The 23,930-nt window shown below is 60.4% G+C and carries 20 protein-coding genes; 5 read left to right on the top strand and 15 right to left on the bottom strand.

The window, feature by feature from the left end:
* Positions 1-67: 67 nt before the first annotated feature.
* On the top strand, positions 68-1,504 hold the full coding sequence (locus BUS06_RS26510; protein ID WP_438803568.1) for an MFS transporter: 1,437 nt from the start codon (positions 68-70) through the stop codon (positions 1,502-1,504).
* Positions 1,505-1,551: 47 nt separating this feature from the next.
* Here the strand turns inward: BUS06_RS26510 and BUS06_RS26505 are convergent, their stop codons facing one another.
* The 4 genes from BUS06_RS26505 to BUS06_RS26490 form a co-directional block, all read right to left on the bottom strand.
* Positions 1,552-2,805 carry a DUF3734 domain-containing protein gene (locus BUS06_RS26505; RefSeq protein ID WP_074267363.1) on the bottom strand — a complete coding sequence of 418 codons (1,254 nt, stop codon included), beginning with the start codon at positions 2,803-2,805 and terminating at the stop codon, positions 1,552-1,554.
* Positions 2,806-2,817: 12 nt separating this feature from the next.
* A complete protein-coding gene (locus tag BUS06_RS26500; RefSeq protein ID WP_074267362.1) occupies positions 2,818-3,600 on the bottom strand; it encodes a 3-hydroxybutyrate dehydrogenase in 783 nt (260 codons plus the stop codon).
* Between the two features lie 32 nt (positions 3,601-3,632).
* Entirely contained in the window at positions 3,633-4,412 is a 780-nt protein-coding gene (locus BUS06_RS26495) for an acetoacetate decarboxylase (protein ID WP_074267361.1), read from the bottom strand.
* Between the two features lie 134 nt (positions 4,413-4,546).
* Positions 4,547-4,894: a cupin domain-containing protein gene (locus BUS06_RS26490; RefSeq protein ID WP_074267360.1), complete on the bottom strand. Its 348-nt coding sequence runs from the start codon at positions 4,892-4,894 to the stop codon at positions 4,547-4,549.
* 243 nt (positions 4,895-5,137) lie between these two features.
* On the opposite strand from BUS06_RS26490, the gene BUS06_RS26485 reads away from it, so the two are divergent.
* Positions 5,138-6,325, top strand: coding sequence for an MFS transporter (locus BUS06_RS26485; RefSeq protein ID WP_074267359.1), 1,188 nt, complete (start codon positions 5,138-5,140; stop codon positions 6,323-6,325).
* A gap of 72 nt (positions 6,326-6,397) precedes the next feature.
* Here the strand turns inward: BUS06_RS26485 and BUS06_RS26480 are convergent, their stop codons facing one another.
* The 5 genes from BUS06_RS26480 to BUS06_RS26460 all read right to left on the bottom strand — a co-directional run bounded on the left by BUS06_RS26480 (position 6,398) and on the right by BUS06_RS26460 (position 11,034).
* On the bottom strand, positions 6,398-6,937 hold the full coding sequence (locus BUS06_RS26480; RefSeq protein WP_074267358.1) for a gamma carbonic anhydrase family protein: 540 nt from the start codon (positions 6,935-6,937) through the stop codon (positions 6,398-6,400).
* Positions 6,934-7,815 (bottom strand): beta-keto acid cleavage family enzyme, encoded by an 882-nt coding sequence (locus tag BUS06_RS26475; RefSeq protein ID WP_074267357.1) that lies wholly within the window; start codon positions 7,813-7,815, stop codon positions 6,934-6,936. Before BUS06_RS26475 ends, BUS06_RS26480 begins: the two co-directional genes overlap by 4 nt.
* Positions 7,816-7,833: 18 nt before the next feature.
* Positions 7,834-8,583 (bottom strand): SDR family NAD(P)-dependent oxidoreductase, encoded by a 750-nt coding sequence (locus tag BUS06_RS26470; RefSeq protein ID WP_074267356.1) that lies wholly within the window; start codon positions 8,581-8,583, stop codon positions 7,834-7,836.
* Between the two features lie 13 nt (positions 8,584-8,596).
* Positions 8,597-9,511 (bottom strand): dioxygenase family protein, encoded by a 915-nt coding sequence (locus BUS06_RS26465; RefSeq protein ID WP_074267355.1) that lies wholly within the window; start codon positions 9,509-9,511, stop codon positions 8,597-8,599.
* 176 nt (positions 9,512-9,687) lie between these two features.
* Entirely contained in the window at positions 9,688-11,034 is a 1,347-nt protein-coding gene (locus BUS06_RS26460; protein WP_074267354.1) for a sensor histidine kinase, read from the bottom strand.
* 433 nt (positions 11,035-11,467) lie between these two features.
* Here BUS06_RS26460 and BUS06_RS26455 point away from each other — a divergent pair, with 433 nt between their 5' ends.
* From BUS06_RS26455 to BUS06_RS26445, 3 genes are read left to right on the top strand one after another with little or no spacing between them, the layout of a single operon-like run.
* A complete protein-coding gene (locus BUS06_RS26455) occupies positions 11,468-12,136 on the top strand; it encodes a (2Fe-2S)-binding protein (RefSeq protein ID WP_074267353.1) in 669 nt (222 codons plus the stop codon).
* A gap of 13 nt (positions 12,137-12,149) precedes the next feature.
* Entirely contained in the window at positions 12,150-13,157 is a 1,008-nt protein-coding gene (locus BUS06_RS26450) for an FAD binding domain-containing protein (protein WP_074267352.1), read from the top strand.
* 44 nt (positions 13,158-13,201) lie between these two features.
* A complete protein-coding gene (locus BUS06_RS26445; protein WP_074267351.1) occupies positions 13,202-15,442 on the top strand; it encodes a xanthine dehydrogenase family protein molybdopterin-binding subunit in 2,241 nt (746 codons plus the stop codon).
* 70 nt (positions 15,443-15,512) lie between these two features.
* Here the strand turns inward: BUS06_RS26445 and BUS06_RS26440 are convergent, their stop codons facing one another.
* The 6 genes from BUS06_RS26440 to yghU all read right to left on the bottom strand — a co-directional run bounded on the left by BUS06_RS26440 (position 15,513) and on the right by yghU (position 23,887).
* Complete coding sequence (locus BUS06_RS26440; RefSeq protein ID WP_074267350.1) at positions 15,513-17,579, bottom strand: arabinofuranosidase catalytic domain-containing protein; 2,067 nt, start codon at positions 17,577-17,579, stop codon at positions 15,513-15,515.
* A 187-nt stretch (positions 17,580-17,766) separates the two neighbouring features.
* Entirely contained in the window at positions 17,767-17,892 is a 126-nt protein-coding gene (locus tag BUS06_RS38595) for a hypothetical protein (protein WP_302050865.1), read from the bottom strand.
* Positions 17,893-18,389: 497 nt separating this feature from the next.
* Positions 18,390-20,969, bottom strand: a complete 2,580-nt coding sequence (locus BUS06_RS26435) for a GGDEF domain-containing protein (RefSeq protein ID WP_083611613.1) — start codon at positions 20,967-20,969, stop codon at positions 18,390-18,392.
* The gene (locus BUS06_RS26430) at positions 20,966-22,156 is read right to left on the bottom strand and encodes a sensor domain-containing diguanylate cyclase (protein WP_074267348.1); all 1,191 of its coding nucleotides are present in this window, start codon (positions 22,154-22,156) and stop codon (positions 20,966-20,968) included. The genes BUS06_RS26435 and BUS06_RS26430 overlap by 4 nt, the downstream gene beginning before the upstream one ends.
* Before the next feature lie 132 nt (positions 22,157-22,288).
* The gene (locus BUS06_RS26425; RefSeq protein ID WP_074267347.1) at positions 22,289-23,005 is read right to left on the bottom strand and encodes a Pr6Pr family membrane protein; all 717 of its coding nucleotides are present in this window, start codon (positions 23,003-23,005) and stop codon (positions 22,289-22,291) included.
* Positions 23,006-23,014: 9 nt separating this feature from the next.
* Positions 23,015-23,887 (bottom strand): glutathione-dependent disulfide-bond oxidoreductase, encoded by an 873-nt coding sequence (yghU, locus tag BUS06_RS26420; RefSeq protein WP_074267346.1) that lies wholly within the window; start codon positions 23,885-23,887, stop codon positions 23,015-23,017.
* Positions 23,888-23,930 lie beyond the last annotated feature (43 nt).

The following is a 23,930-nucleotide window of genomic DNA, read 5'->3' as shown; positions in this document are numbered from 1 at the left end:
AACCGTGGGCGGCAAGACACCACAACCTACAAATCAAGGAGACACCATGAATGCCAACAATCCGGGCATGGGCGCCGCTACAGGCGCCCAACCCGCCTTTCCATCCTCCGAAGCAGGCATAGCAGCAAGTGCAGCCCCTCAGTCCGCCGACGCCTTCACGGTCGGCGGCTGGATGGACAACATGCCGGTGGGCTCGCTGCATCGATTCGTGGTGTGGGTGATCGGCATTGGCCTCTTCTTCGACATGTACGAGATCTTTCTCGTCAGCTCGATCGGCACAGCGCTTCAGAGCGAGTACGGAATCAACCCGCACAGCACCGACTTCAAGTTCCTGCTCGCCTCAGCCTTCATTGGCATGTTCGTGGGCTCATTTCTCCTCGGCAGCATCGCCGACCGTATCGGCAGGCGCAAGGCGTTTCTGTTCACCCTCGTCTGGTATAGCTTCTTTTCGCTGGCCGGTGCATTCTCGGTGAACGCCGGAATGCTGGTAGCCTGCCGCGTGCTCACCGGCATTGGCGTGGGCGCGATCTATCCCGTTGCAGATAGCTTCCTCTCCGAGATTCTGCCCAAAGAACGCCGCGGCCGGCTGGCTGCATGGGCCTACACCACTTCGTATGTGGCTGTACCGTTAGTGGGATTCCTTGCAGTGTGGCTCAATCCGCTGCACCTTGGCGGTGTGGCGGGCTGGCGGATCATCCTCGCGATTGGGAGCCTCGGTGCCGTATTGGTCCTGTTCGTTCAGCACAAGCTTCCGGAAAGCCCACGCTGGCTTCTGGCCCAGGGACGTGTGCAAGAGGCGCACGCCATGCTGCGAAGGTTTGCCGGCAGCGCAGGTGTTAACGTATCGAGCATTACCCCGGAAGCGAAACCACACCAGCACCCAATGCGCTTGAGCGAACGTATCGCTTTACTGCGCCAGGCGCCTTACGGAAAGCGTTATGTAATGCTGACCATCTTCCATATGCTGCAAGGGTTCGGCTACTACGGCTTCGGCACTCTGGCCAGCACCGTGGTGAAAAGCCGCGGTTACGACATCACAGGTGGGACGTTGTTTATCGCGCTGTCGTTCCTCGGCTATCCCGTGGGGTCTCTGCTTTCGATTCCGCTTCTCAACTGGATCGAACGCCGGACGCTGGTAGTCGCGTCTATCCTCTCGATAGCAGTCTTCGGGTTATGTTTTGCCTATTCGAACAACTCAATGTTGATCGTGTGCTTCGGCATTTTGACAACGTGCGCATCGAATGTATTCAGCAATGCGTACCACGTATATCAGTCGGAGATATTTCCGGCCAGTGTGCGGTCCACTGCGATCGGCAGCACCTACTCGCTGTCACGCTTCGTCAGCGGCGTCTTGCCGTTCATCCTGCTGCCGGTATTGAACCAGCAAGGCGCAGGGGCCATGTTCGGCATCATCGCGGCGGCGTTGCTGACCGTAGCGATCACCATACGTACGCTGGGGCCTCGCACCACGCGGCGTAGCCAGGATGAAATCAATCCCGTTTAGCAGACCGGCGCCGCTATCCCTACAGAGGCAATAGCGGCGCAAATCGTCTATACAGCGACCTTTCGCTCCGCTCCAAGCGGCAATTCAGGCATGTTACGGTCAGACTGCGGCACAGCGTCGGCGCGCCGATGCACGTCATGTGTCACGAAGCCCTGTTCTCGGCTCGGCACATCGAACCACTCCCGATGGGCGAACGAGTCGCGGATATCCTCAAGACCGCTCTCCCAATGCTCGTTCATCGTGTCGACGCTGAACTCGTAGTCCTTGTAATGCCCCTCATAAGGTTTGTTCTTGTAGATGAGATGCACGACATTGATCGCGCTGCCGTCAGCGGCTTCTTCCGCGCGACGGAATAGCGGATCGGACTTCAGCACTTCAGGCGGAACATGCGCAAGCAGTTCCTTGATGAAACGCGCGTGCTTCTGACGATCCGCCAGCATGTTGGTGATCGCCCGCGTGCGGCTCGAGTATTGAATGTCTTTGGCGCGTTCGGACACGTCGAGGAAGTCGCCCGGAGGATTACCGCGCGCGCTCCACAGATCCACCTGAAACACCAATGCATCCTTGTGATCCGCATCGCGCAACACCTCGGTAAGCGGTGTGTTGGACACGAGGCCGCCGTCCCAGTAGTACTCGCCGTCGATCTCCACCGCAGGAAAGCCAGGCGGCAATGCGCCCGACGCCATGAAATGCTCCGGTTCCAGACGCATTTTCGTGTTATCGAAATACACCAGGTTGCCGTTTCGTACATTCACCGCGCCGACCGACACGCGGATGTCGCCGTCGTTGATGCGATCGAAATCGGCGAACTGCAGGAGCGTTTCCCTTAGCGCAGACGTATCGTAGTAGCTCACCAGGTTGGACGTCTGCTTGCCGAAGCCGGCCATCGGCAACGGTCTGCGTGGCGAGAAAAATCCCGGCTGACCTTCCGTCAAGGCGCGTCCTGCTGCCCACAGGCCGGCCCACTTGCGCGACTGATCATGCATGCCGAACACGGTCGGTATCCAGGCTCCCAAACCGCCTACCCAGTCAAGCGGGTGGCAGATCGAGTTCCAGAAATCGTGCAACGCTTCCACCCGCTTCTCCGGCGCATTGCCGGCGATGATTGCGGTGTTCAACGCACCGATCGAGACGCCTGCAATCCAGTTCGGTTGCACGCCGGCCTCGACCAGACCTTCGAAGACGCCGGCCTGATACGAGCCAAGCGCACCGCCACCCTGAAGCACCAGAGCAATTTCGTCGTAGCGCGGCAGCACGAACGCATCTGGCTGCCGGTTGTTCTTTTTCGTACTGCTGCGCATACGTTACCCCTTTTATTGCATTGCCCAACCGTGGCTGACGATCACCGACTGTCCGGTGAGCGCATTCGATTCGAAGCCGGCAAGGAACGCCACCGTATTGGCCACGTCCTCGACCGTGGTGAACTCACCGTCGACAGTTTCCCTAAGCATCACGTTCTTCACGACTTCGGCTTCGGAGACGCCGAGCGCCTTGGCCTGCTCGGGAATCTGCTTGTCGACAAGCGGCGTGCGTACAAAACCCGGGCACACGACATTCGCGCGCACACCGCGCGGACCACCTTCTTTCGCAACCACCCGCGCCAGCCCTAGCAACCCATGCTTGGCGGTCACATAGGGGGCCTTCAGCTTCGACGCCTCGTGCGAGTGCACCGATCCCATGTAAACGATCGAGCCGCCCTTGCCGCTTGCGTACATGTGTTTGATCGCCGCTTTCGTGGTGAGAAAAGCGCCGTCCAGATGGATTGCCAGCATCTTCTTCCAGTCGGAAAACGCATACTCCTCAATGGGGGCGACGATCTGGATACCCGCGTTCGAGACGAGCACATCGATGCTGCCGAGTTCCTTCACCGCGCGCTCAATGCCGCTATTCACCGCTTCCTCGCTGGTGACATCCATCGCAACGGCGAGCGCCTTTCCGCCCGCAGCGACGATGCTGCTCGCCACCTTCTGCGCGTTCTCGAGATTCAGGTCGGCAATCACCACTGCCGCGCCGAGACTGGCGAGTTTGCGTGCGCACTGCTCACCGATACCGCTTGCCGCACCGGTCACCAGCGCGACTTTATTCGTCAAAGACATGTTGCTCTCCTTTCCTGCAGGTTCATGGAGCGTTATTGATTGACCGCGAGTTTCACGGTCTCGGTCGAGGCCAGATAGTCGAACGCAACCTCGCCGATATCCAGTGTCAGATTGGCGATCACGTGCCGAGCCCCGACAATGCGCTTCACCGGCAGGTCGGCGACGGGCGCCAACGCATGCGGATGCAGTTCGAGCGCTGCCGGCCCCGACCACGCGCCGAGCACGCTCACGTCGCGCAGAAAGAAACGCACGAGTTCGCACACGCGCGCTGAACCGTCGACATGCGGAATCACTTTCAACAGATAGTTCGGTGTGTCCGCCAGCTTCTTGCGCTCGGCCTCGATATCGAGCGCTGTGTGCTTGAAACCCATCGTGCCGGTTGCGATACGCTGTGTGCCGTAGTCGAGCGTGCCGAGCAGCGTGTCGTTGCCGTCCACACTCAGAGTGGGCCTGGCCAGTTTCTTCGGAAAACCCCAGATTTCGCGGCCACCCGCGATCGGGCCTTCATCATCGAGGTACATCGAGTGCGTGTAGTTGCCGAGACGCCCTTGCTGGTCGCGTACCGAGATCACCTGACCGCTTTCGGTGTAGTCGCCAAAGCCGGATGAGTCCGGCATGCGAATAAATTCGTAATGCACAAGATCGTTTTCCGGATGCAGCGGCTCCGGCACAATGGCGCGCAATGCATCAAAATCGGTCTCATACGAAATGATGAAGTATTCCCGATTGATGAATCGATACGGCGGCCGCGGATAGGCGGGATTATGAACGGGCATCGCAAAGGCATCTTTGCGGATGGAAGCGAGATTCATGACATTCCTTTTATGACTGGGGCGCAAGCAGCGCCGCGTGAAATGGTAGGGGCAATCCTCACGCCGAACGAGCCACCATTTATCAATAGACCGTTAACCAAACTGCAACGCTGGAACTGGAACCGCCTCACACATCACGGTGTCGAACGCGGCAGTGGCATAGCCAGTAAAATCATCGCTGCCTGCGCGGAATCGTTTCTCAACGCACGCGATTCACCGGGCGCGAGGCGACACGAGTCGTGTTTATAGAGCGTCGTTTCATCGTCTCCGGTACTAACCACCACCTGGCCTTGCAGCACCAGGTAGTGCTTTTCCAGCGGCGACGCTGCAAGCGAGGTGTGGCCTCCGGGCTCTATCGTCGACACACCCATCCACAATGCTTCGGAAGGGCCGGCCTCATGGCCCTGCAGTCTCACGCAACGCATCTGATAGTGCTGCGCAGGAAAGTACTCGGGGGCTTCATTAAATCGCGTCACGTTCATGGCTTAAGCAAGGCTCCGTGGGTGATGACTTCATTCGTTGCGTTGAAGTGAATGGTAGTCGCCGCATAGCAGCCGGAATGCCAATTACTTTCGCTTTTCGGCCAACCCTTTGCAGCCAGTTTTCGCTGCTAAGGAAAAACCTGAAGTACGCAGAATGACCGGAACTCGAAAACATCTGTCTGAACGGTCTTCGGATTTAACGCTAAGCTCTGCGGCAAACTGCACTCTTCGAGATTGATACCCATGACCGAAACGCCCGGCGACGATACCGCCCAGCGCCATCTTGTACGTCTGACTGCGGCGCTGTTCCTCTCCTACCTGGCCGTCGCGATGGCGCTGCCGGCCATTCCCGTTTACGTGACCCATCAACTGCACCTTGGCAACGCGCTGGGAGGACTGGCCGTAGGTATCGCATTCCTCTCGACAATTCTCACGCGCAACCATGCCGGCAATCTCGCCGACCAGGTTAGCAGCAAGATCTGCATGCTGCGTGGACTCAAGCTGTATTCACTGGCCAGCCTGATTTGCCTCGTATCCGCGTGGGCGGTACTGCCCCCGCCCGCCAGCTACGGATTGCTGATCGTCGGGCGTCTGCTCCTCGGTCTCGGCGAAAGTCAGGTACTGGTCGGCATGATCAGTTGGGGTGTCGGCCTCATGGGCACCCACCGCTCGGGCAAAGTCATCGCACTCGTCGGCGCCGGGATGTACGGAGCATTCGCCGCAGGCGGCCCAGTTGGTCTTTTGCTGCTTCGCTACAGCGGATTTGCCGGTCTGATGCTCGCCTGCACCGTCGTTCCGCTGCTGGGTTGGTGGATGGTTCACAGCGTCCCGGAAGTGCGGTCGCCTACCGGTAAGCGCGAATCGTTCTGGCGCATCCTTGCCCGCATCTGGCGGCCCGGCGCGGCGGTGGGACTGCAAGGCGTGGGCTTCGCGGGACTCGGCGCCTTCATCTCGCTGTACTTCTCGAGCCGGGGTTGGCCGTTGGCCGGTTTTGGACTGACCTGTTTCGGTGTCGGCTTCGTGCTCGTGCGGCTCGTTTGCGGACACTTGCCGGATCGTATCGGCGGTACCCCGGTGGCCATCGTGTCGCTGATGGTCGAAGCGTGCGGCCAATATCTCTTGTGGATCGCGCCCGGCCCTTCACTGGCACTGATCGGCGCGTTGCTGACCGGGCTCGGCTGTTCGATGGTGTTTCCGTCGATGGGCTCGGAAGTGGTCAAACGCGTGCCGCCTCAACTGCGCGGCACCGCGCTCGGCGGCTTTGCCGCGTTTCAGGATCTGGCTTACGGTGCGACAGGTCCCATCGCAGGGCTGTTCGCCGATCACTATGGCTATTCTGTCGTGTTTCTGATCGGCGGACTTGCGGCTGTGCTCGGGCTGGGCATGGCGATCGCGGCCCATCGGGAAGGTAGAGTACTTGCCAGTAGCTGAGGATCACTGGATATCTTTGGTGCATTAGCGCGGTAAGCCCGAGGAGCTTCGGCCAACCGCGCAAACGTCTTGTTAGAAATGCAGCACGACCGGTTTGGAGAACATGTACCGCTCCGCAAGCGCCACATAGCGGTCTGCCGATGTGGTCATCCCGGCGAGCTCCTGCTCTGTGAGTGGACGCAAGAGTTTGGCAGGATTGCCGGCCCATAACTCTCCCGACCCAACCACCTTCCCCGGCGTCAGCACCGCACCCGCCGCCAGCATGCCGCCGGCACGGACAATTGCGTTGTCCAGCACGCGCGCACCGAACCCCACGAACGCCAGATCCTCGATGGTGCACGCATGCAGGATTGCGCCATGTCCCACGGTGACCTGGCTGCCGACCAGAGTCGGCGGGCCATTGGTCGTGCCGTGCAGAATCGAACCGTCCTGAATATTCGTTCGCGCACCGATCACAATGCGCTGTACGTCCCCGCGTAATACGCAGTTGAACCAGATCGACGCTTGCTCGCCAATCTGCACGTCGCCAATGATCGACGTACCGCGCGCAACGAATGCCGTTTTGTGCACGGTGGGTGTCCCGAACTGTCGGGCGTCCTGATGCTCGCTCATTTCACCAGGCCCAGTTGTTCGCGCGCCTCCCGTGGCGTCGCAATCTCTCCACCGAGCGACAGGACGATATCCCGTGCACGAGCCACCAGCACCGCGTTGGTTTCGGCCAGCACCCCTTCGGAGATGTAGATGTTGTCTTCGAGGCCAACACGCACATGCCCGCCGGCCAGCCAAGCCTGCGCGACAATGGGGAATTCCGTGCGGCCAATGCCGAAAGCCGACCAGGCCGCGCCTTGCGGGAGAAAGTTGCGTGCATAGAACAGCGTCTCCGGCGTTGCAGCGAAGCCGTACTTCACGCCCATGACGAACGTCCAGAGTCCCGGCCCGTCGAGTACACCTTCCTTGATCAGATCGAGCGCGAGGTGCAGGTCACCGGAATCGAAGATTTCAAGCTCCGGCTTGACGCCCGCTTCGCGTATCACACTAGCCATGCGCCGCACGTTCTTCGGCGTGTTGATCACGACGTCGCCACCTGAGTTCATCGTATTCAGATCCAGGCTGCAGATATCTGGCTTCAATGCGGCAATGTGCTCGACCCGCTTTTCAGGCGGCAACAATGTCGTTCCAGCTGCCGCCACCTTGGGATCGTGGTCGCTCGGAATAAAGCGCCCGCCGGGACCGGTGGTCAGATTGATGATCAGCTCGTGATCGACGGCACGGATGAGTTCGATCACCTGCCGGTACAGCTCGATTTCCATCGAGGGCCGGCCGGTTTGCGGATCGCGCACATGAATGTGAACGACGGCAGCGCCGGCCTGTGCTGCTTCCAATGCCGACGTAGCGATCTGATGCGGCGTGATGGGCAGGCCAGGATGCTGCTCCGGCTTTGTCAGGTTACCTGTCACCGCACAGGTGATGATGGTTTTACGTGCATGCATGATAAGTCTCGCTTAAGCTCAGTTCAGACGACGGCCACCATCGACCACAATCGCGACGCCAGTGCTGAATTTCAGGTGGGTCGCACACGCTTCGATTGCTGCGGCGATATCTTCAGGAGTGCCAATGCGACCCAGAGGTGTCGTCGTGGCCACCTTGTCGTTAAAGTCCGAGCCACGTCCAGGCACAAAGCTCGTATCCACGACGCCCGGAGAAACATTCAGAACGCGGATGCGTGGCGCAAGCGCGCGCCCCAGCGATGCGGCCATCACATCGAGGCCGGCCTTCGCCGCACAGTAGGCAATGTTGCTGCCCACACCGGTAGTGCCGGAAATCGACGATACGTTCACCACGAGACCATCACCCGACTCGTCGAGCAGCGTGCGAAAGGCGCGAATTGCCGCGAACTGCGCGCGCCAGTTCACTTTCATGATTTCGTCGATCAGTTCGTCGGTCAACGCGTCGAGGTCCGCGTGTTTGATTGGTCTGGTGAACCCAGCCGTATTCACCAGAATGTCGGCCCGCCCCAGTTGCGACTTGACGCAGTTGGCGAGGTCTGCGAGCGACGCGCTATCGGCAATCGACGTCACCGCTGCCAGGTGGCCGCTGCCCGGCAGTGAATCGACCACACGCTGTGCCCTGGCAACGCCGGACTGGCTGGTGACGACAACGGTAGCACCCGCATTGGCGAGCCGGTTTGCCGTAGCGGCACCAATACCACCCGTGCCGCCAAGAATGACTGCCACTTTTCCTTCGAGATCGTTGGACACTGTAGTCTCCGCTTTATTTGATGGGGGGCGTCGGGTACGTCGGCGTCCCTTCGGCCAGCACAAATTCGTACCCGAGTGTGTAATACGGTCCGCTCACATCCGCGTCAGGGGCGTTGCCGTCTTCGTGCAGTTCGAATGTGCCGACCAATGAGCGAATAACGCCGAACACGACGTCCGATCCCAGGTATTCCGAATCGTCTGCAAAGACCTGGCTCACCAGGGTTTCGTAGCCCTCAGCAATAACAACGAAGTGAATATGAGCCGGGCGATACGGATGCCGGTGCTGCTTGTCGAGCAGCACGCCAACCGGACCGTGCGTAGGGATCGGATAGCCCGCGGGCCTGACGGAGCGAAAGCGGAAGTAACCGTCGGCATCCGTTCTGAAGCGGCCACGAAGATTCATATCGGGCTGCTCCGGGTCCTGGTTTTCGTACAGACCCACCGGCGACGCTTGCCACACGTCGACCATGGCATTCGCGACTGGCCGGTTTGCCCGATCGACTACGCGAGCGCGCACGAACAACGGCGCACCGGGCGAACCATCGTCGACGATGCAGTCGCCATTGCGGTATTCAGGTGAATTGCCGCGATAGAACGGGCCGAGCAGCGCGCCGGGTGTCCGGTCGGTCTTGTCGATCGTATTGAGCAGCGTGACCAATGTTGAAAAGCCCAGCACGTCCGAGCACAACACAACCTCGTTGTGATCGTCCACGGTGGCCTGGCCAATCGCTTTGACAAATTCAATGCCCTTCTCGAACTCCTGGTCCGTCAACCTGACTTCCCGGAAGAACGCGTGGGCGTGACGTACTAGCGCGTCGACGATCTGCTTGAGCCGGGCGTCGTCGGTCCGGCTCATTGCGGCAAGCACCACGTCCGTAATCGAATCAGCATCGTCCACGATACTGTCCAGATGCGATAAATCGGTCATACGAGTCTCCTTATAGGCTCACCGGACTCGCCTCACGACGGCGCTGATGAAGCGCCTGAAATTGGTTTCAATGAGTTTCGTGAGGCCATGTCTGGATGCTAGCCACTCGGGAGATGCGCGGCGGACAACCGCTTTCGAGTTTCTGCCACTTGAGCGTTTCTGCGCTGCTGGTGCCCTCACCCGAGGGAGCGCGACCAGCAATCAATGATCACGCGGACGCCCGGATCCGCGTTCGCCAACCTCATCGTAAAGTCGTGCACGCGCAGCACCGCCGACACGATGCTTAGACCGATGCCAGAGCCAGCATGATGCTCCGTGCTTTTGCTCCGGTAGAACCGCTGCAGCACCAGATCATGTTCAGCGGCCGGAATACCAGGTCCTGTGTCGGCAACGGTGACCTGCGGGCCGGCCGGTGTTTTTCTCAGTTCCACCTTGACGGTGCCGCCCTCCGGCGTGAACTTGATGGCGTTATCCACCAGGTTGCTCAGCGCCTCGAACAGCAGATTGCGGTCCCCATGAATCCCGGGAATCGGCTCCACGTGCATGACGAATTGAACCGACCGGCTTTCGGCCAGCGGCTCATAAAGCTCCCCGACTTCCCGCACGAGTGTTTCCATCTCCACATCGGCAAATCCCTCGCGGCGTTTCAGCGCGCCGATCTCCGAGATCCGCAGGATTGCCCGGAAGCGCTGCAGCAAGCGGTCGGTATCGGATCGGGCACGCGCAATCAGGTCCAGCATTGGCTGGTCTTTCAGGCCTCCGGCCCGATGCGCCATGCTACCGAGCAGCACAATGACGTGCGCAAGCGGGGTGCGAAGATCGTGGGCAATGCTATCGCACGCCCCCTTCATTTCACCGATCAGCCGCTCGACTTCATCGAGCATGTGATTCACAAGATGCGACAGCATGTCGATTTCATCGCGGCCGCCTGTTGGCAGACGCTGGTTCAGATCGCCTTGCGAAATTCGCAGCGTGACGCGACGAATCGCCCTCACACGTCTCATCTGCCGCACACTCATGGCAAGCCCCAAAGCAATGCCAGCGGCCAGGCAAAACGTGCCGCCCATCGAAAATGCCCTGATGATCGCCTTACGGATGTGAAAGATGTTCGTGACATCGCGGCTGACCAGCAATATGTCGCCGTTCTTGCGCCGCTCTGCCATCGCACGCACCATGGGCACCGGGCGCCTGCCTGTGACAGACAACGTGCGCGCCAGCGTCACGCCATCCCTGTCGACGGTCAACTGCGGGGGAAACGCCATCACGTTACCCGCAATGTGCCTGCCATCGGATGTAAATAACCCGTAGTAGTTGGCGTGCATGTGCGAATTTTCGAGGCGATCCTGGATCGCCTCGGGAAGCATGTTATCGGGCGTCGAATCGAAATAGATCAGTTGCCAATCCATCACCACGTCGACTTCGTGCTCCATCTGCCCGGTCACTGCGTGCTCCACGAAGACCAGCAGCAACAGCATTGAAAACAGAAAGGTGATCGTATAGACGAACAATAGCCGCGAGGTCATCGTGGTCCAGCGGGGCCGCCGCTCCGCAGGTTCGGTCTCAAAGGGGGATTTCACTTGCGTTGGCTTCGGATGGACGATCGACGGTCAACAGGAAAACACATTTTTCGGAATCCTGCTCTGCAGCGAACAGCTTGCAGACTAGGCTCGCTGCCCGAACCGCTGCCTGACCGCTTGATTAAAGAAAATTTAACTGGCGGTCTGCGTAGACACTGTTATCCGGCCGACAATAATCCTCCTCTATCCAATCGCTTCAGGTCCGCAAGTACCGTCGAAAGGACCACAAAATAGGGGCTCAAATCGCAGTGTTCATCTAGCCGTCAGTTCGCCGCCATTTTCGCGTCACTCCATTTTTGTATGATGAGCCTAACGAGTGCCGGCCGATAAAGCGGCATGCGCATCCCATCCATCCGTGGTTCAGCGGAGAATCAGACTCATGAGTAAAGATCCCCAGAAACCGGACGCCACCACAGACGATCCTGCAACGGTGCTTGAACGCCCTACGCGTCGATCGTTCCTGACACGCGTGGGCGCTGCCGGGGTCGCAATCGGCGCCGGTCAACTTCATTCGGTGGCCCTCGCGGAGGCCGATCCCACCATCGAGGAAGCACCGCCAGCATCGAACGTGTCGGCAGATGGTGCCAACATGCACGTCCGCCTGAACGTCAACGGCACAAACTACGATCTGGATATCGATTCCCGCACGACCCTGCTCGACTGCCTGCGCGAGCATCTGCACCTGACCGGCACCAAGAAGGGCTGCGACCATGGCCAATGCGGTGCGTGTACGGTCCATGTGGATGGGCGGCGTGTAAATTCATGCCTCAGCCTTGCCGTCACCCACGAGGACGAGGCGATCACGACCATTGAGGGTCTTGGCAAGCCCGGAGCACTGCACCCGATGCAAGCGGCTTTCCTCGAACATGACGGGTTCCAGTGCGGGTACTGTACGTCCGGGCAGATCATGTCCGCCGTCGCGCTTCTCAAGGAGCCATACGGTCATAGCGACGACGATGTGAAGGAGGCCATGAGCGGGAATATCTGCCGCTGTGGCGCCTATACGAACATCGTGGCCGCGATCCAGCAGATTCGTCGCAGAGTTTAAGCGGAGCGCGCTCATGGAATCCTTTCAGCTTAAACGCGTCGCCAATGTCAGCCAGGCGATCGACTCCGCGAATCCTGCCGCTAACGGCCAGGCCAACGGCGCCCCGATTCGTTTCCTTGCGGGAGGCACGACACTGCTCGATCTTATGAAGCTCGACGTCGAACGTCCGGCCCAGGTGATCGACATCCATCGCCTGCCACTCGATCGGGTCGAGGCCATCGACGGCGGTGGCATCACGATAGGCGCAACGGTCCGCAATTCGGATCTCGCCAATCATCCGCTAATCAAAAGCCATTATCCGGTTCTGTCGCAAGCGTTGCTATCCGGCGCATCCGCGCAATTGCGCAACATGGCGACGACCGGCGGCAACCTGCTGCAACGCACACGTTGTGTTTACTTTCGCGACACCGCAACACCCTGCAACAAGCGCGAACCCGGCACCGGCTGCTCGGCGATCGACGGCTTCAACCGGAACCTGGCCATTCTAGGAACCAGCGAGCACTGCATCGCGACGAACCCCTCGGACATGAACGTCGCGATGACCGCACTCGAGGCTACGATTCACGTCGAAGGCGCGCAGGGCAAGCGGGATATTGCTATCGACGATTTCTTTCTGTTGCCGGGGAGCACGCCCGAGCGTGAAACCTCGCTTAAACCGGGCGAACTCATTACTCATGTGACGCTTCCGGCGTCGGTGCCTGGCAATCGCATGGTCTATCTCAAGCTGCGCGACCGCGCGTCGTATGAGTTCGCATTGGCGTCGGCAGCGGTCGTCATCAAGGTCTCAGCGGGCAAGATCGATCACATCCGTATTGCGTTAGGCGGTGTAGGCGTCAGGCCTTGGCGCTCAAAAGAGGCTGAAGCGCAATTGCTTGGACAAGCGCCGGACGCCACGGCTTTTCGTGCTGCGAGTGAAGCAGCGCTGCAATCGGCGCGCGTACAAAGCCAAAACGGCTTCAAGGTCGAACTCGCAAAGCGCTGCATCCAGCACGCACTCACACTTGCCACACAGACTGCCTGACGCAACGGTCGCGATGGTCGCAACGTTGGCGACGCGGAGAGAATATGCCATTAGCTAGCACTAAAGCGCAGCCGATTATCGGCGGCGACTTCACTCGAATCGACGGTCCGCTTAAAGTCAGCGGCACCGCCACCTATACTTCGGACGTCAATCTGCCCGGGACGCTTTACGCCGTGCCTGTTTGCGCGACGATCGCCAAAGGGCGCATCACACGTCTGGACACCGCCGCGGCCGCAGGCATGCCGGGCGTTCGAGCGGTATTCACGCGCGAGAACATCGGCAAGTTCTATCGCGTCGGTTTTGCGGTGGACACCCGTATCGACGAAAAGCGCCCTCCTTTCGAAGACGACAACATTTACTACTATGGCCAGTACATCGGCGTGGTGGTGGCCGATACATTCGAGCGGGCAAGCGCAGCATCGCGCGCGGTGACGGTGGCGTATTCGTCGAGCCAACCCGATGTCCGCGCGGAGATGTCAGCGGACCAGACGCCGAGCGTCGATACGCACCGCGGTGACCCGGATGCAGCGTTCGCAGCAGCTCCAGATACGCAGAAGCTGGACGAGACGTACACGACGCCCGTTGAAACGCACAACCCCATCGAATTGCATGCAACGGTAGCCGTATTCGATGGAACGAACTACACGTTCTACGAAACGTCGCAATCCATCGTCAACCAGCGCCTCGTCATGGCGCAGATGCTCGGTGTGTCGCAGGACCAGGTACGCGTGATCATGAAGTACCTGGGCTCCGGATTTGGCGGCAAGCTGTTCCCGTGGTCGCACTCATTGCTCGCCGGCGCCGCGGCGCGCAATCTGATGCGGCCCGTGAAGCTGGTGGTGACTCGCGAGATGATGTTCCACAACGTCGGTCACCGTACCAGCACGCAACAACGCATGCGCATCTCCGCGACGCCCGACGGACGCTTCACCTCGTTCCAGCAGGACTACGTCTATCAGACCGCGCGCAAGGAAATGCGCAAGGAGAACTGCGGCGAGACCACAGGCTATCTGTACAGCTCGCCTAACCTGCGCGCAACCGCCGCCTATTCGCGCCGCGACATTGCACCGAGCACGTCGATGCGAGGCCCCGGTGCCGTTCCAGGACTGTTCGCCATCGAGTCGGCTGTGGACGAGCTCGCTATCAAGCTCAATCTCGATCCTGTTCGCTTGCGCCTCGTCAACGAGCCCGAGATCGACGAAGGCCTGAGAGTGCCGTTTTCGTCCCGGCATCTCAAGGAGTGCATCACGCTCGGCGCCGAGAAATTCGGCTGGGCACAACGCACGCCTGCGGTGGGTTCCATGCGCCGCGACGGCCTCGTGTTGGGCTGGGGCATGGCGGCCGGCTCGTGGGCCGCACGGCGCCTCCCGACGGAGATCCTCGTCGAGCTTCACGCCGATGGGACGGCACGCGTCTCGACCGCGACCCAGGACATCGGTACGGGGACGTACACCGTGCTGGGCCAGATGGTGTCCAACCTGACTGGCGTCCCGCTCGAGCGCGTCTCCGTGGCACTCGGCGATACGCGCTTGCCACCCGGACCGCTGTCTGGTGGCTCGATGGTGACCGCATCGCTAGTTCCAGCGGTGACGCAGGCCGCGCAGGCCGCGATCCAACAGCTCCTGATCGCGGCGTCCCAGGCAGATAATTCGCCGTTCAACGGCCAACCGGTGACGGAACTCGCGTTCGACCACGGCATGATCTACCGTAAGGGCACCTCACCAGGCGCGGGCGTGCCGTTCGAGCGAATCCTCGCGCCGGCGCAGGTCAATATGGTAGTCGGCCGGGGCCGCTCCGGTTCAAGCGCGGACGATCCCGACGCGGCGAAAATTTCGATCCACTCGTATTGCGCGCACTTCATCGAGGTCACCTGGCAGCCCGAAACTGCTCGATTGCGAGTCAACCGCGTAGTGAGCCTGATCGACGGCGGCAAGATCATCAACGCGCGCACTGCCCGCAACCAGATTGAAGGGGCCGTGGTAATGGGCGTCGGCATGGCGCTGTTCGAAGAGACACACTACGACAAGCGCAGCGGAGCACCGATCAACCGCAACCTCGCTGACTATGTGATGACCACGCATGCCGATGCGCCGAAAATCGACGTGACGTTCCTCGACTATCCGGACCTTGCGTTGAATCCGCTCGGCGCACGGGGGATCGGCGAAATTGGCCTGGCAGGCATTGCACCTGCCATTACCAGCGCCGTATATCATGCAACCGGTGTACGGGTGCGCAATCTTCCGGTTCGAATCGAGGATCTGCTAGCGGCTCAGGTCTCTGCGTAAGCGGTCACCGCCAAAAGACTCCGGCCCTTCAAGGGCCGGAGTCCAGGCAAAAAATAAGCGAAATTCTCGCCTACATGGTCGAGTTGTTGGCGATAGCCAGGCTCGGGCAATAATGCGTCGCGCTCAGATACGGCGTTTGCTGTGTGCGAACGCCAGCCGCGCTAGACGTAGGCGGATCAATAAACACTTGCGCATTGTTCGATCCCACGGGAGCGGTGAGCGTCATTGTCACTTTCCACCAGTTCCCCTCTTTCACTGCGGAGACCGACGTAGCCTGCCCCGCGCCCCACGTCCCGCGCACTACAGCACCCGTATTCGTATTGAGAACCCATGCGAATTCGGTGCCGCTCGGGTCGTCGGTCTGAATCGAGCCTCCAGGAAAGACCGTTGCGTTAGTAGTCGCAAGCACATAGTCGCTGAAACTATACGATTGTCCGCCCTGAACCCTGATGATCTCGCGGACGTTCGACACCGACGAGCCGTTTGTGCTGATAACCGTCGCAGCTCCTTTGTCCACTCCCGACACATCCGTTGCAGGCTCTGCGGTGCCGCCATTCTGTTGCGCCCAAACATCCGGCGTTGCGAGACTCAACGGCGAATCGATCAGGTTGTTCGCATAGCAGGCTGCCGTGGTCTTGTTGGCCGGCGGACCATAGAAGCTAGCAATGCTGGCCTGAATTGCGTTGTCGGTTGTGTTGGAGGTTGCCTTGGTAATCACCGCGCCTTCGAAGAACTGGATAGGCGCAGCGCTACCGTCACCGCCTTCGCCAAGCGAGAGGCCGCCTTGCCATTGTCCGTTGAAGGCATGGCCTGCATCGCTCTCAAAGTTAAGCGCTTCCGGAGGCGCCGCATCGTAGACTGGAGTGAGTACGCTCTGTGAGGCGGAACCGCCCTTGACAACGAAGATATTGGACGCCGTCACGGGTGAGTATTTGGAGAGTACGGTGACAAATTTCTCCTTCGCAGGCTGCTGCGGACCATAGAGGTAGACGCCAGCTTCTGCATCGACGCCTGGCCAGTTGGTATCGAGTGCGTTGCAGACAGGGTCTTTTACAGTGGACGGTTGGGCCGAATCACCGTCGCAATAGCCAAACACTGCGGCATTGCCGTTTGAGAACGCCAGCGCAAACATTTCGCCCTCAATTTCTCCGTGCGCATAGGTGCTCGGGTTAGCGCTGCTTTCCATGTTCCCGTAGGTGCCGCAGCAGGTCGAGGACTGGCTATAGTGCGCCCCCGCGACCATGTATTCGGCAATCTCCGAGTCGCCGATCGACTGGTTCACCGTGCCGAACCGGTTGCGATATGCCTGTCCCGCCAACGTACCCAGCGCTGGAACCTCGGCGCCTTGCAGCGGCACGAAGCCGAGTTGTGCGGGCGTGCCGGGTAGCGCCGGCAGATCGTTACCAATCGATACCTGTTCGGTCGGCGCCGCCGTGGTCAACGCAGTAGGCGGCTGCAACAGTTGCACAGTCAGCGTGCCACTGGTTCCCGGAAGCGTGATCGTCGCAAAGCCGTTCAGCACCGGAACGGTCGTCGACTTCTTCGCAGCGGTACTGGTACTCGCCGGTGCGCTGGTGCTCGGAATGGTCAGTGACTCTGTTCCGTCCGAGTTGAGTGTCAGCGTCCCCGTCACGTTTCCGAACGCGCCTCCCTTCAGAGGTGAAACCAGGTCGATCTGATCGTAGATGTACGTGACGGAGCAGGTTGTCCTGTTGCAGAACGAGTCTGCGCTTTTCACATTCGCCGAGCCCACCAACGAGCGGTCGGAGCCATTGGGCAAGTTGCCCGACGTATAGGGATAAACGTTCAGCGTTGTATTGTCGGACGCCCGCTGAATCTGGAACAGCGGCCCCGAGTAGTGCTTTGTCAACAGCCGTGTCACGCTATGAGCCGCGGAGCACGGTGTGTTGGCCTCGGCTGCGGCGTCACACGGCAGGGGGTTCGCCGTTGACGCTTCTTCCGATGACGTATTGGCGCTCGTCTGCGCCGCGGCCTGGGCGGCGGCTTGCGTTGGCGACGAACTTGCGGCTGCTACAGCCTGAGATGCAGATGTGCCGCTACTGCCGCCGTCGCATGCGGCAAGCGCGACTGTCATCGCTAACAGAACGGAAAGTAACCCAACTCCTCTGGACATCATGACCTCCTCCTGGAAGACCAAGCTTTGGATTTAACTCAACAATTTAGTTCTACGGATTGATGTACTCAGAAACGTCACTGATCAAGCAACTGCCATGCGGAACCGTCAGTCTTTCGAAAGGGTTAGACAATGCGCTGCCAACCGGCGCACCGCGCCGTCCCGGCCACGCTCTATCCGGCAATCCAGTTCAGCCGTCGGGCACGAGTTCGCGCACGTTGGCCGGAAGCAATCGAGTTTGTAATTTGATCAGCGTGGGTTTGCGGGTGCCGTGAGATCCGGGCACCGCGGTGGGCTGGGGCAGCATTGGCTTCATCGTGTCTCGCTGGGCCGGCGGCTAGCGCAAAACGCCAGCAGGCAGCATCACCAGCGTCCGTTGAAACACTCCGTGACTCACCATGCTTGTCTCCATTGTCATTGCAGCGGTTGTCCGCCCCAGCGGGGCAGCATCCAATGCAGCGTGGCTGTCAGGCAGCCGCGTCGAGTAATAATATTAGTCAATAATATCGATTTGACGTCTAAGTACAATCCCTTACACGGAGAAAGAAGTCCAGTGGCTGGGCCTCAGCGCCCAGATCTACCATACATACGGCACGGCATTGGGTAAATATTATTGCTAATACGATCAGTCATAATCGACCGACGGCGGGCGACAGGTGGGATTTCAATTCGTTGTCCGCAACAACGCACGTGCGAGCCAGGCCGCCTGCCCCTCGTTGTGAGGGGCAGCGTTCCGCGGCATTCGGCTCAAGCGGTTCTCGTTTTGCGAGGCTGGGGAAGACTACTGGAGGGGTCTTGCAGACTTGCGGTCAGTCAGTCCTCGGCACGATCAACCGGTCCATGAGCAGCCGCCGTGGCGAGCCGCCATGATGCACGGCCGTTGCGTTTGACTTCGTAGAGTGCGCAATCAGCGGCCTGAAGCAGTTCGTCTGGCGTATATCGGGTGCCTTCTTCGTCCAGCGCGACACCGACGCTGATCGAGACCGGGATCGCCTGTCCGCGGAAAGTGACGGGCGTTGAAAATGCGTCAACCAGTTTCCGCGCAACTACGCGCGCTGCATCGTCGTCACGCAAACGGCCAAGCAGCACGACAAACTCGTCTCCGCCGAGCCGGCCGACAAGGTCATCGTCGCGTGTGGCAGTACGCAGTCGTTGTGCCACGACACGCAGCACCTCGTCGCCGGCTGCATGACCATAGGTGTCGTTGATGATCTTGAAGTGGTCGACGTCGATGTAGCAGAGTCCTACGCGCGTACCGTGACGCCGCCGGTCGTTCACGGCGTCGCCGACCGCATGCATGAAAGCACGGCGGTTGGCGGAGCCCGTCAGCGGATCGATCTTGGCAGCACGCTCGAGCGCGGTGACCTGTTCGACGCGGGCAGTGATGTCCGTCACCACGACGTGAAAACCGTCGACGCGTTCCTCGGCATTGCGGTGCGGGATGTATCGCACATCGACATAGATCGACCCGTGTGGCGACATCACGCTACGCTCCAACTGCTGAGGTTCTCCCGCTAATGCACGCTGGACGTATCGCTCGGAAATCTGGTACTGCGCGTCGCCAAGATGCTCTCGCATCGTCCTGCCAATCACTTCTTCTGGAGGAGTACCAAGCATGGTTGCAAACGCCGCGTTCGCATAACGGTAGGTTTCCGATGTATCCACGTAGCCGACCAGGGACGGCAAAGCGTCGGTAATAGCCCTGAGTTGCGCCTCGCTGCGTGCTGCGGTACCGGCAGCGCTATGCTGGGCCTTGACGATCGGCACGATGCGGGCTCGAAGAAACAGTGTGCCTGCCAGCGCACATAGCGCCATCACGCCGACGGCCACCAGCAGCGCGTGCTGTACGGGAGCGAGAAAGACCTCGGTCCTGATCTTGGAGGCTGTGGCGAGTCCGGTCGTACCGACCGGCGCGTAGGCCACCACGACGTCGTCGCTGCGCGAATCCCTGTGCCGCTGCGTGCCAGCTTCACCATGAAATGCCGGCGTGATCAGTGGGCGATTCCCCAGCGCTGGATCGATCACCAGGTTGTGCGGCAATTCGGAAGCGGTCGCCGCGAAGCAACGTAGCAGCCGGCCGTCGAGACCACATAGCACGGAGCGCCGCCCTTCGCGCGAGCGCGTCGCCGCCATCGAATCCAGTATCGGCAACGTCTGCTCGGTTTCAAGCGCGAACTGAACAGGAAGTCCAGCGGCGTCTTGCAGCAGAAGTTCGGAGCGCTGACGATAGACGAACCCTGCGTGCCAGAGCAATTGCGCCTTGACGCGGGGTTGACCGGCAGAGGGGCGCACCGGCACGATCTGGTCCGGCGTGGCGAGGCGCCTGCCCGCGCTGGAGAGCACCCGACCGTCGCTGCCGACCAGACGGATGCTAGCGAACGCATCGGGTCCCACATAGGCGCTCATGTCGAGCGCGGCGGCACACGATTCAGGGCTGCCGGCGCAGGGCGTGTGTTGCAAACGGCTCTGCTGCCTCGTGGCGAACGCATTGGCATGCTCCTGCGTATTCTGCAGGATGACTGACAATGTGGCGGCTTGCTCGACGGTGTCGCTCAGCAACTCGCTACGCTCTGTTGCTTCATCGCTACGCACCATCAGCGAAGCGAGCATGACGCCGACGGCGAGCGCGGAACTGACAACCACCAGCGCGGCGATCACGGGTACGCGCGCGTTGGCGCTTTCACCCAGAATGCTCACGCCAGGCTGGCGTTTTGCCCAGACACACCATAAGGTTGCACCGGCGAGCACGAAACCGGTGCCGTTCAGTGGCGCGACAACGAAAAGCTCGCCCCATCTCCACAGGCCACCAATTGCCATGCTCTGACACAGCAGCCCAATAATGCCCGTGAGAATCGTGCCGTAGATGAAGACACGCGGGCCGACTGCGTTGCGCGGTGCGGCTAGTCCGCGCAAATGCAGAAGCGCCCCACCGCAAAACACAAAGCCGATGGCAGTCAACGCCGCCACGGGATATGACTGGGACGCCGGATCGGCGAGAAGCCTATCCAGGTAACGGGCGTCGAGCGAGAAGCCAAGCCGTTGCAACCATTCGACCAGCACCACGGCGCCGCCACACATCAGCGTGAAAGGAGCAATCAGAGAGAGGCGCGTCGACCGCACGCTGCCGCCTGTCTCGCGCAGCATCCCGATGGAGGCGACCAGGAAACAGAACGCGTTGAATGGCAGCACATCGCTGCATGTTTGGGTCATTCCCGCTACGTGCAGCAGTGCCAACGAAAGTTCGTAGACTGCACCGGCGAACAGCAACCACGCGGCTCCCCGGCAACTCACCAGCGCGTCTGAACACGCACGCAGCTTCCGGCCGATAAAAGCACGGGCCAGTAAATATGTGATGGCGCGGCCACCCGGGCGCCGCGGGATAGACCAGTTCATGCGGCAGCGCTGTCGGAAGTCGAGATGGTCAGGTCGCCCGAGGCGCGAAACGCGCTCAATGGCCGCATGCGATCGCCGGCCGTGGTCAGCAGCGCGTCGAGCGAGCCACCATCAGCGGGCCACGCTGCGGTGCCGACACGTACAGCGGGCGACACCGGCAAGCCGTCGATGATGTCGATCAGCGTGTCGAGTTGACCAGCCAGCGAGACGACCATCGTCGCCGCGCGTGAACCGCCGGGGACCGGAATCCGGTCCGGCACCAGAATGGCGATCTGATCATCGGCGGCACGCACGAGTACGTCGGACGGTCCCAGCACACGGTTGATGCGTTCGAGGACGGCGCGCAACAGCACGTCGCGAGCCTCAAAGCCCCACGCATCGCGGACCGGCTTGAGCGAGTCGATACAGAGCAGGATGATCGACAGGGCGCCCGTGTTGCCCAGCTGATGTGCGCGATCCATGGTGAACTGCTGGGCGAGCCAGTGCCGGCTATGCAGACCTGTGGCGGCGTCAGTGTCGAGCTGCGTTTCAAGAGCGCCACGCTGACGCTCGGTCTGCGCGACCTCGCTGACGACGCGCGAGCGCAGCGCATGCAGCGTCACCACAACGAGCATGACGAGCGCTGCCAGCGCGCCCCACAAAACCAGCGCCCAGCGCGTATGGGCACGTTCGCGCCCGTTCAGCAGTTGCGCTTCCTGATCCGCGAAGGCCTGCAGCGTTGAGCGAATCACCCTGCGATCCGCTTCATAGCCTGGATCGGCAAGCAACGCTTGCGCAGCGCCGTTGCGCCCTTCCTTCATGTCATCGCGGAGTTCGTCGAGGCGGGCACGGATCCGGGCCATCGCTCCACCGATGGTCTGCAGGCGCGATACCTGTTCCGTATTGTCGGCCGTCAGCGTGAGCAGCTGGGCGCGCAGTATCTCGGAGCTGACGTAGGCGTCTTCGATTTCTTGCAAAACCGCCGTGCGATCCCCAGCCCGCGAATCCATCGTCGGGACATCGAACACATAACGCAGCATGGACGAATCGCGGACAACCATCGTAATGCGCATCTCCGACTCGAGCCGCATCACCTCGTAGGAGTGCTGGATCCAGTCCGTTTGCGATTGCTGCATGGTCGCGCCGAGCCCGACGCAGGCGAGAATCGCCGCGCCTAGCGCAGTTGCGATCCGCACACGGCGGCGCATGAGAGTTTCGATATTCGGCACGATTTACCTTGAACGACATCTGTCACACAAGTTATCGGCAAATGTTTGCGCAACTTCAATCAGACCCACATGCGTAGGTGTATTTACCTAGGGGTATTTGTCCGATGAATACTATGAGTCGGTCACAGATCTCGCAGGCGCCGTCCGTGGGCGGCGATGATTGATCGCTATGAATACGCCCATCAGAATGAAGAAACCGAGCAACAGCAATACGGCATTGATGAGCACACGCTCGTAGCCGAGCTCGCTTACGTTAATGAAAGGATAGGGATAGAAGTCGGTTTCGCTGCCGCGCCAGAGCGTTATCAACAGATAGCCGAGCGGATAGATCAGCCAGAAAAGGCAATCGCGCAGCAGCAGATGGAAGCGGGGAACGAAGAGCAGCCAGTACAGCGTGCATAGCAGCGGTATGACCGTGTGCAGCAATTCGTTGAGCAGTGCGCGGTAGCCGTACGGCGTCCATAGATGGCGCAGCAAGGTGTTGTAAGCAATGCCGACGAACACGATATAGACGACCACGGCGGTGAGCACCGGTGGCTTGCGGAAGAACCGCCCGGGTGCGGAGCGTGCCCGTATGGCCACAAACGAAAAGCTGATCGCGACGACGAGCGTCGTGAGGTTCGTCAGGTACGCACTGATACGCTCGATGCCGTCGATCACGCCCAGGCCGCGGAACAGCATCCTGCCAATCGTGATGTCGCTCTGTGCCGCGAAGCCCACCCATGCTAGCACCGCAATCAACGATGCCACGCTCAACGACGCGAAGCTCGGCGTCGGCAGTGGCAATTCAGATGAGTGCGGCTCAGGTTGAGCAGAACGCTTCAGCATACTTCCAGATTATTTCTCGGCGGTAAGCTTGTCCTGCGTGCTGGTATCGAAGTCTGTGGCGGCATGGCGCTCGTGCAACTGATCTGAAAGCTCGCCGAAGACGCGATTGACCTTGCGGCCGCGCTTGACGGCCGGGCGCTCGCCGATCGCATCGGCCCAACGCTGGACATGCTTATAGTCCTGCACCGAGAGGAATTCGGCCGCCCCGTAAAGCCAGCCCTTTACGAGGCCGCCGTACCACGGCCAGATCGCCATATCGGCGATCGTGTACGCATCTCCCGCGATGTATTCGTTCTCGGCGAGCTGCTTTTCGAGGACGTCGAGTTGACGCTTCACCTCCATCGCGAAGCGGTCGATCGGATATTCCATTTTGCTCGGCGCGTACGCGTAAAAATGGCCGAAACCGCCGCCGAGGTAGGGGGCACTACCCATCTGCCAGAATAGCCACGACAGGCACTCGGCGCGCGCGCTCGGCTCAGTCGGCAGGAAAGCACCGAATTTTTCGGCGAGGTGTACCAGGATCGCACCGGACTCGAACACGCGGATGGGTTTCGGTCCGCTGCGATCGAGCAGCGCGGGAATCTTGGAGTTCGGATTCACGCCGACAAAGCCGCTGCCAAACTGCTCGCCATCGCCAATCCTGATGAGCCATGCGTCATATTCCGCACCGCTGTGACCGAACGCCAGCAGCTCCTCGAGCATCACCGTGACCTTGACGCCATTCGGTGTCGCCAGCGAATAGAGCTGCAGCGGGTGCACGCCGACCGGCAACTCCTTGTCGTGCGTCGGCCCCGAAATCGGGCGGTTGATATTCGCAAAGCGGCCGCCGTTATCCTTGTTCCAGGTCCAGACCTTAGGCGGTTCGTAATCGACAGTGCTCATGCTTAAAGCTCCTCGCGTCCTTGCATCGTGGGATGGGTGATTG

The sequence above is a fragment of the Paraburkholderia phenazinium genome, assembly GCF_900141745.1.
GTDB lineage: Bacteria > Pseudomonadota > Gammaproteobacteria > Burkholderiales > Burkholderiaceae > Paraburkholderia > Paraburkholderia phenazinium_B.
This window is presented reverse-complemented; position numbering and strand designations above follow the sequence as displayed.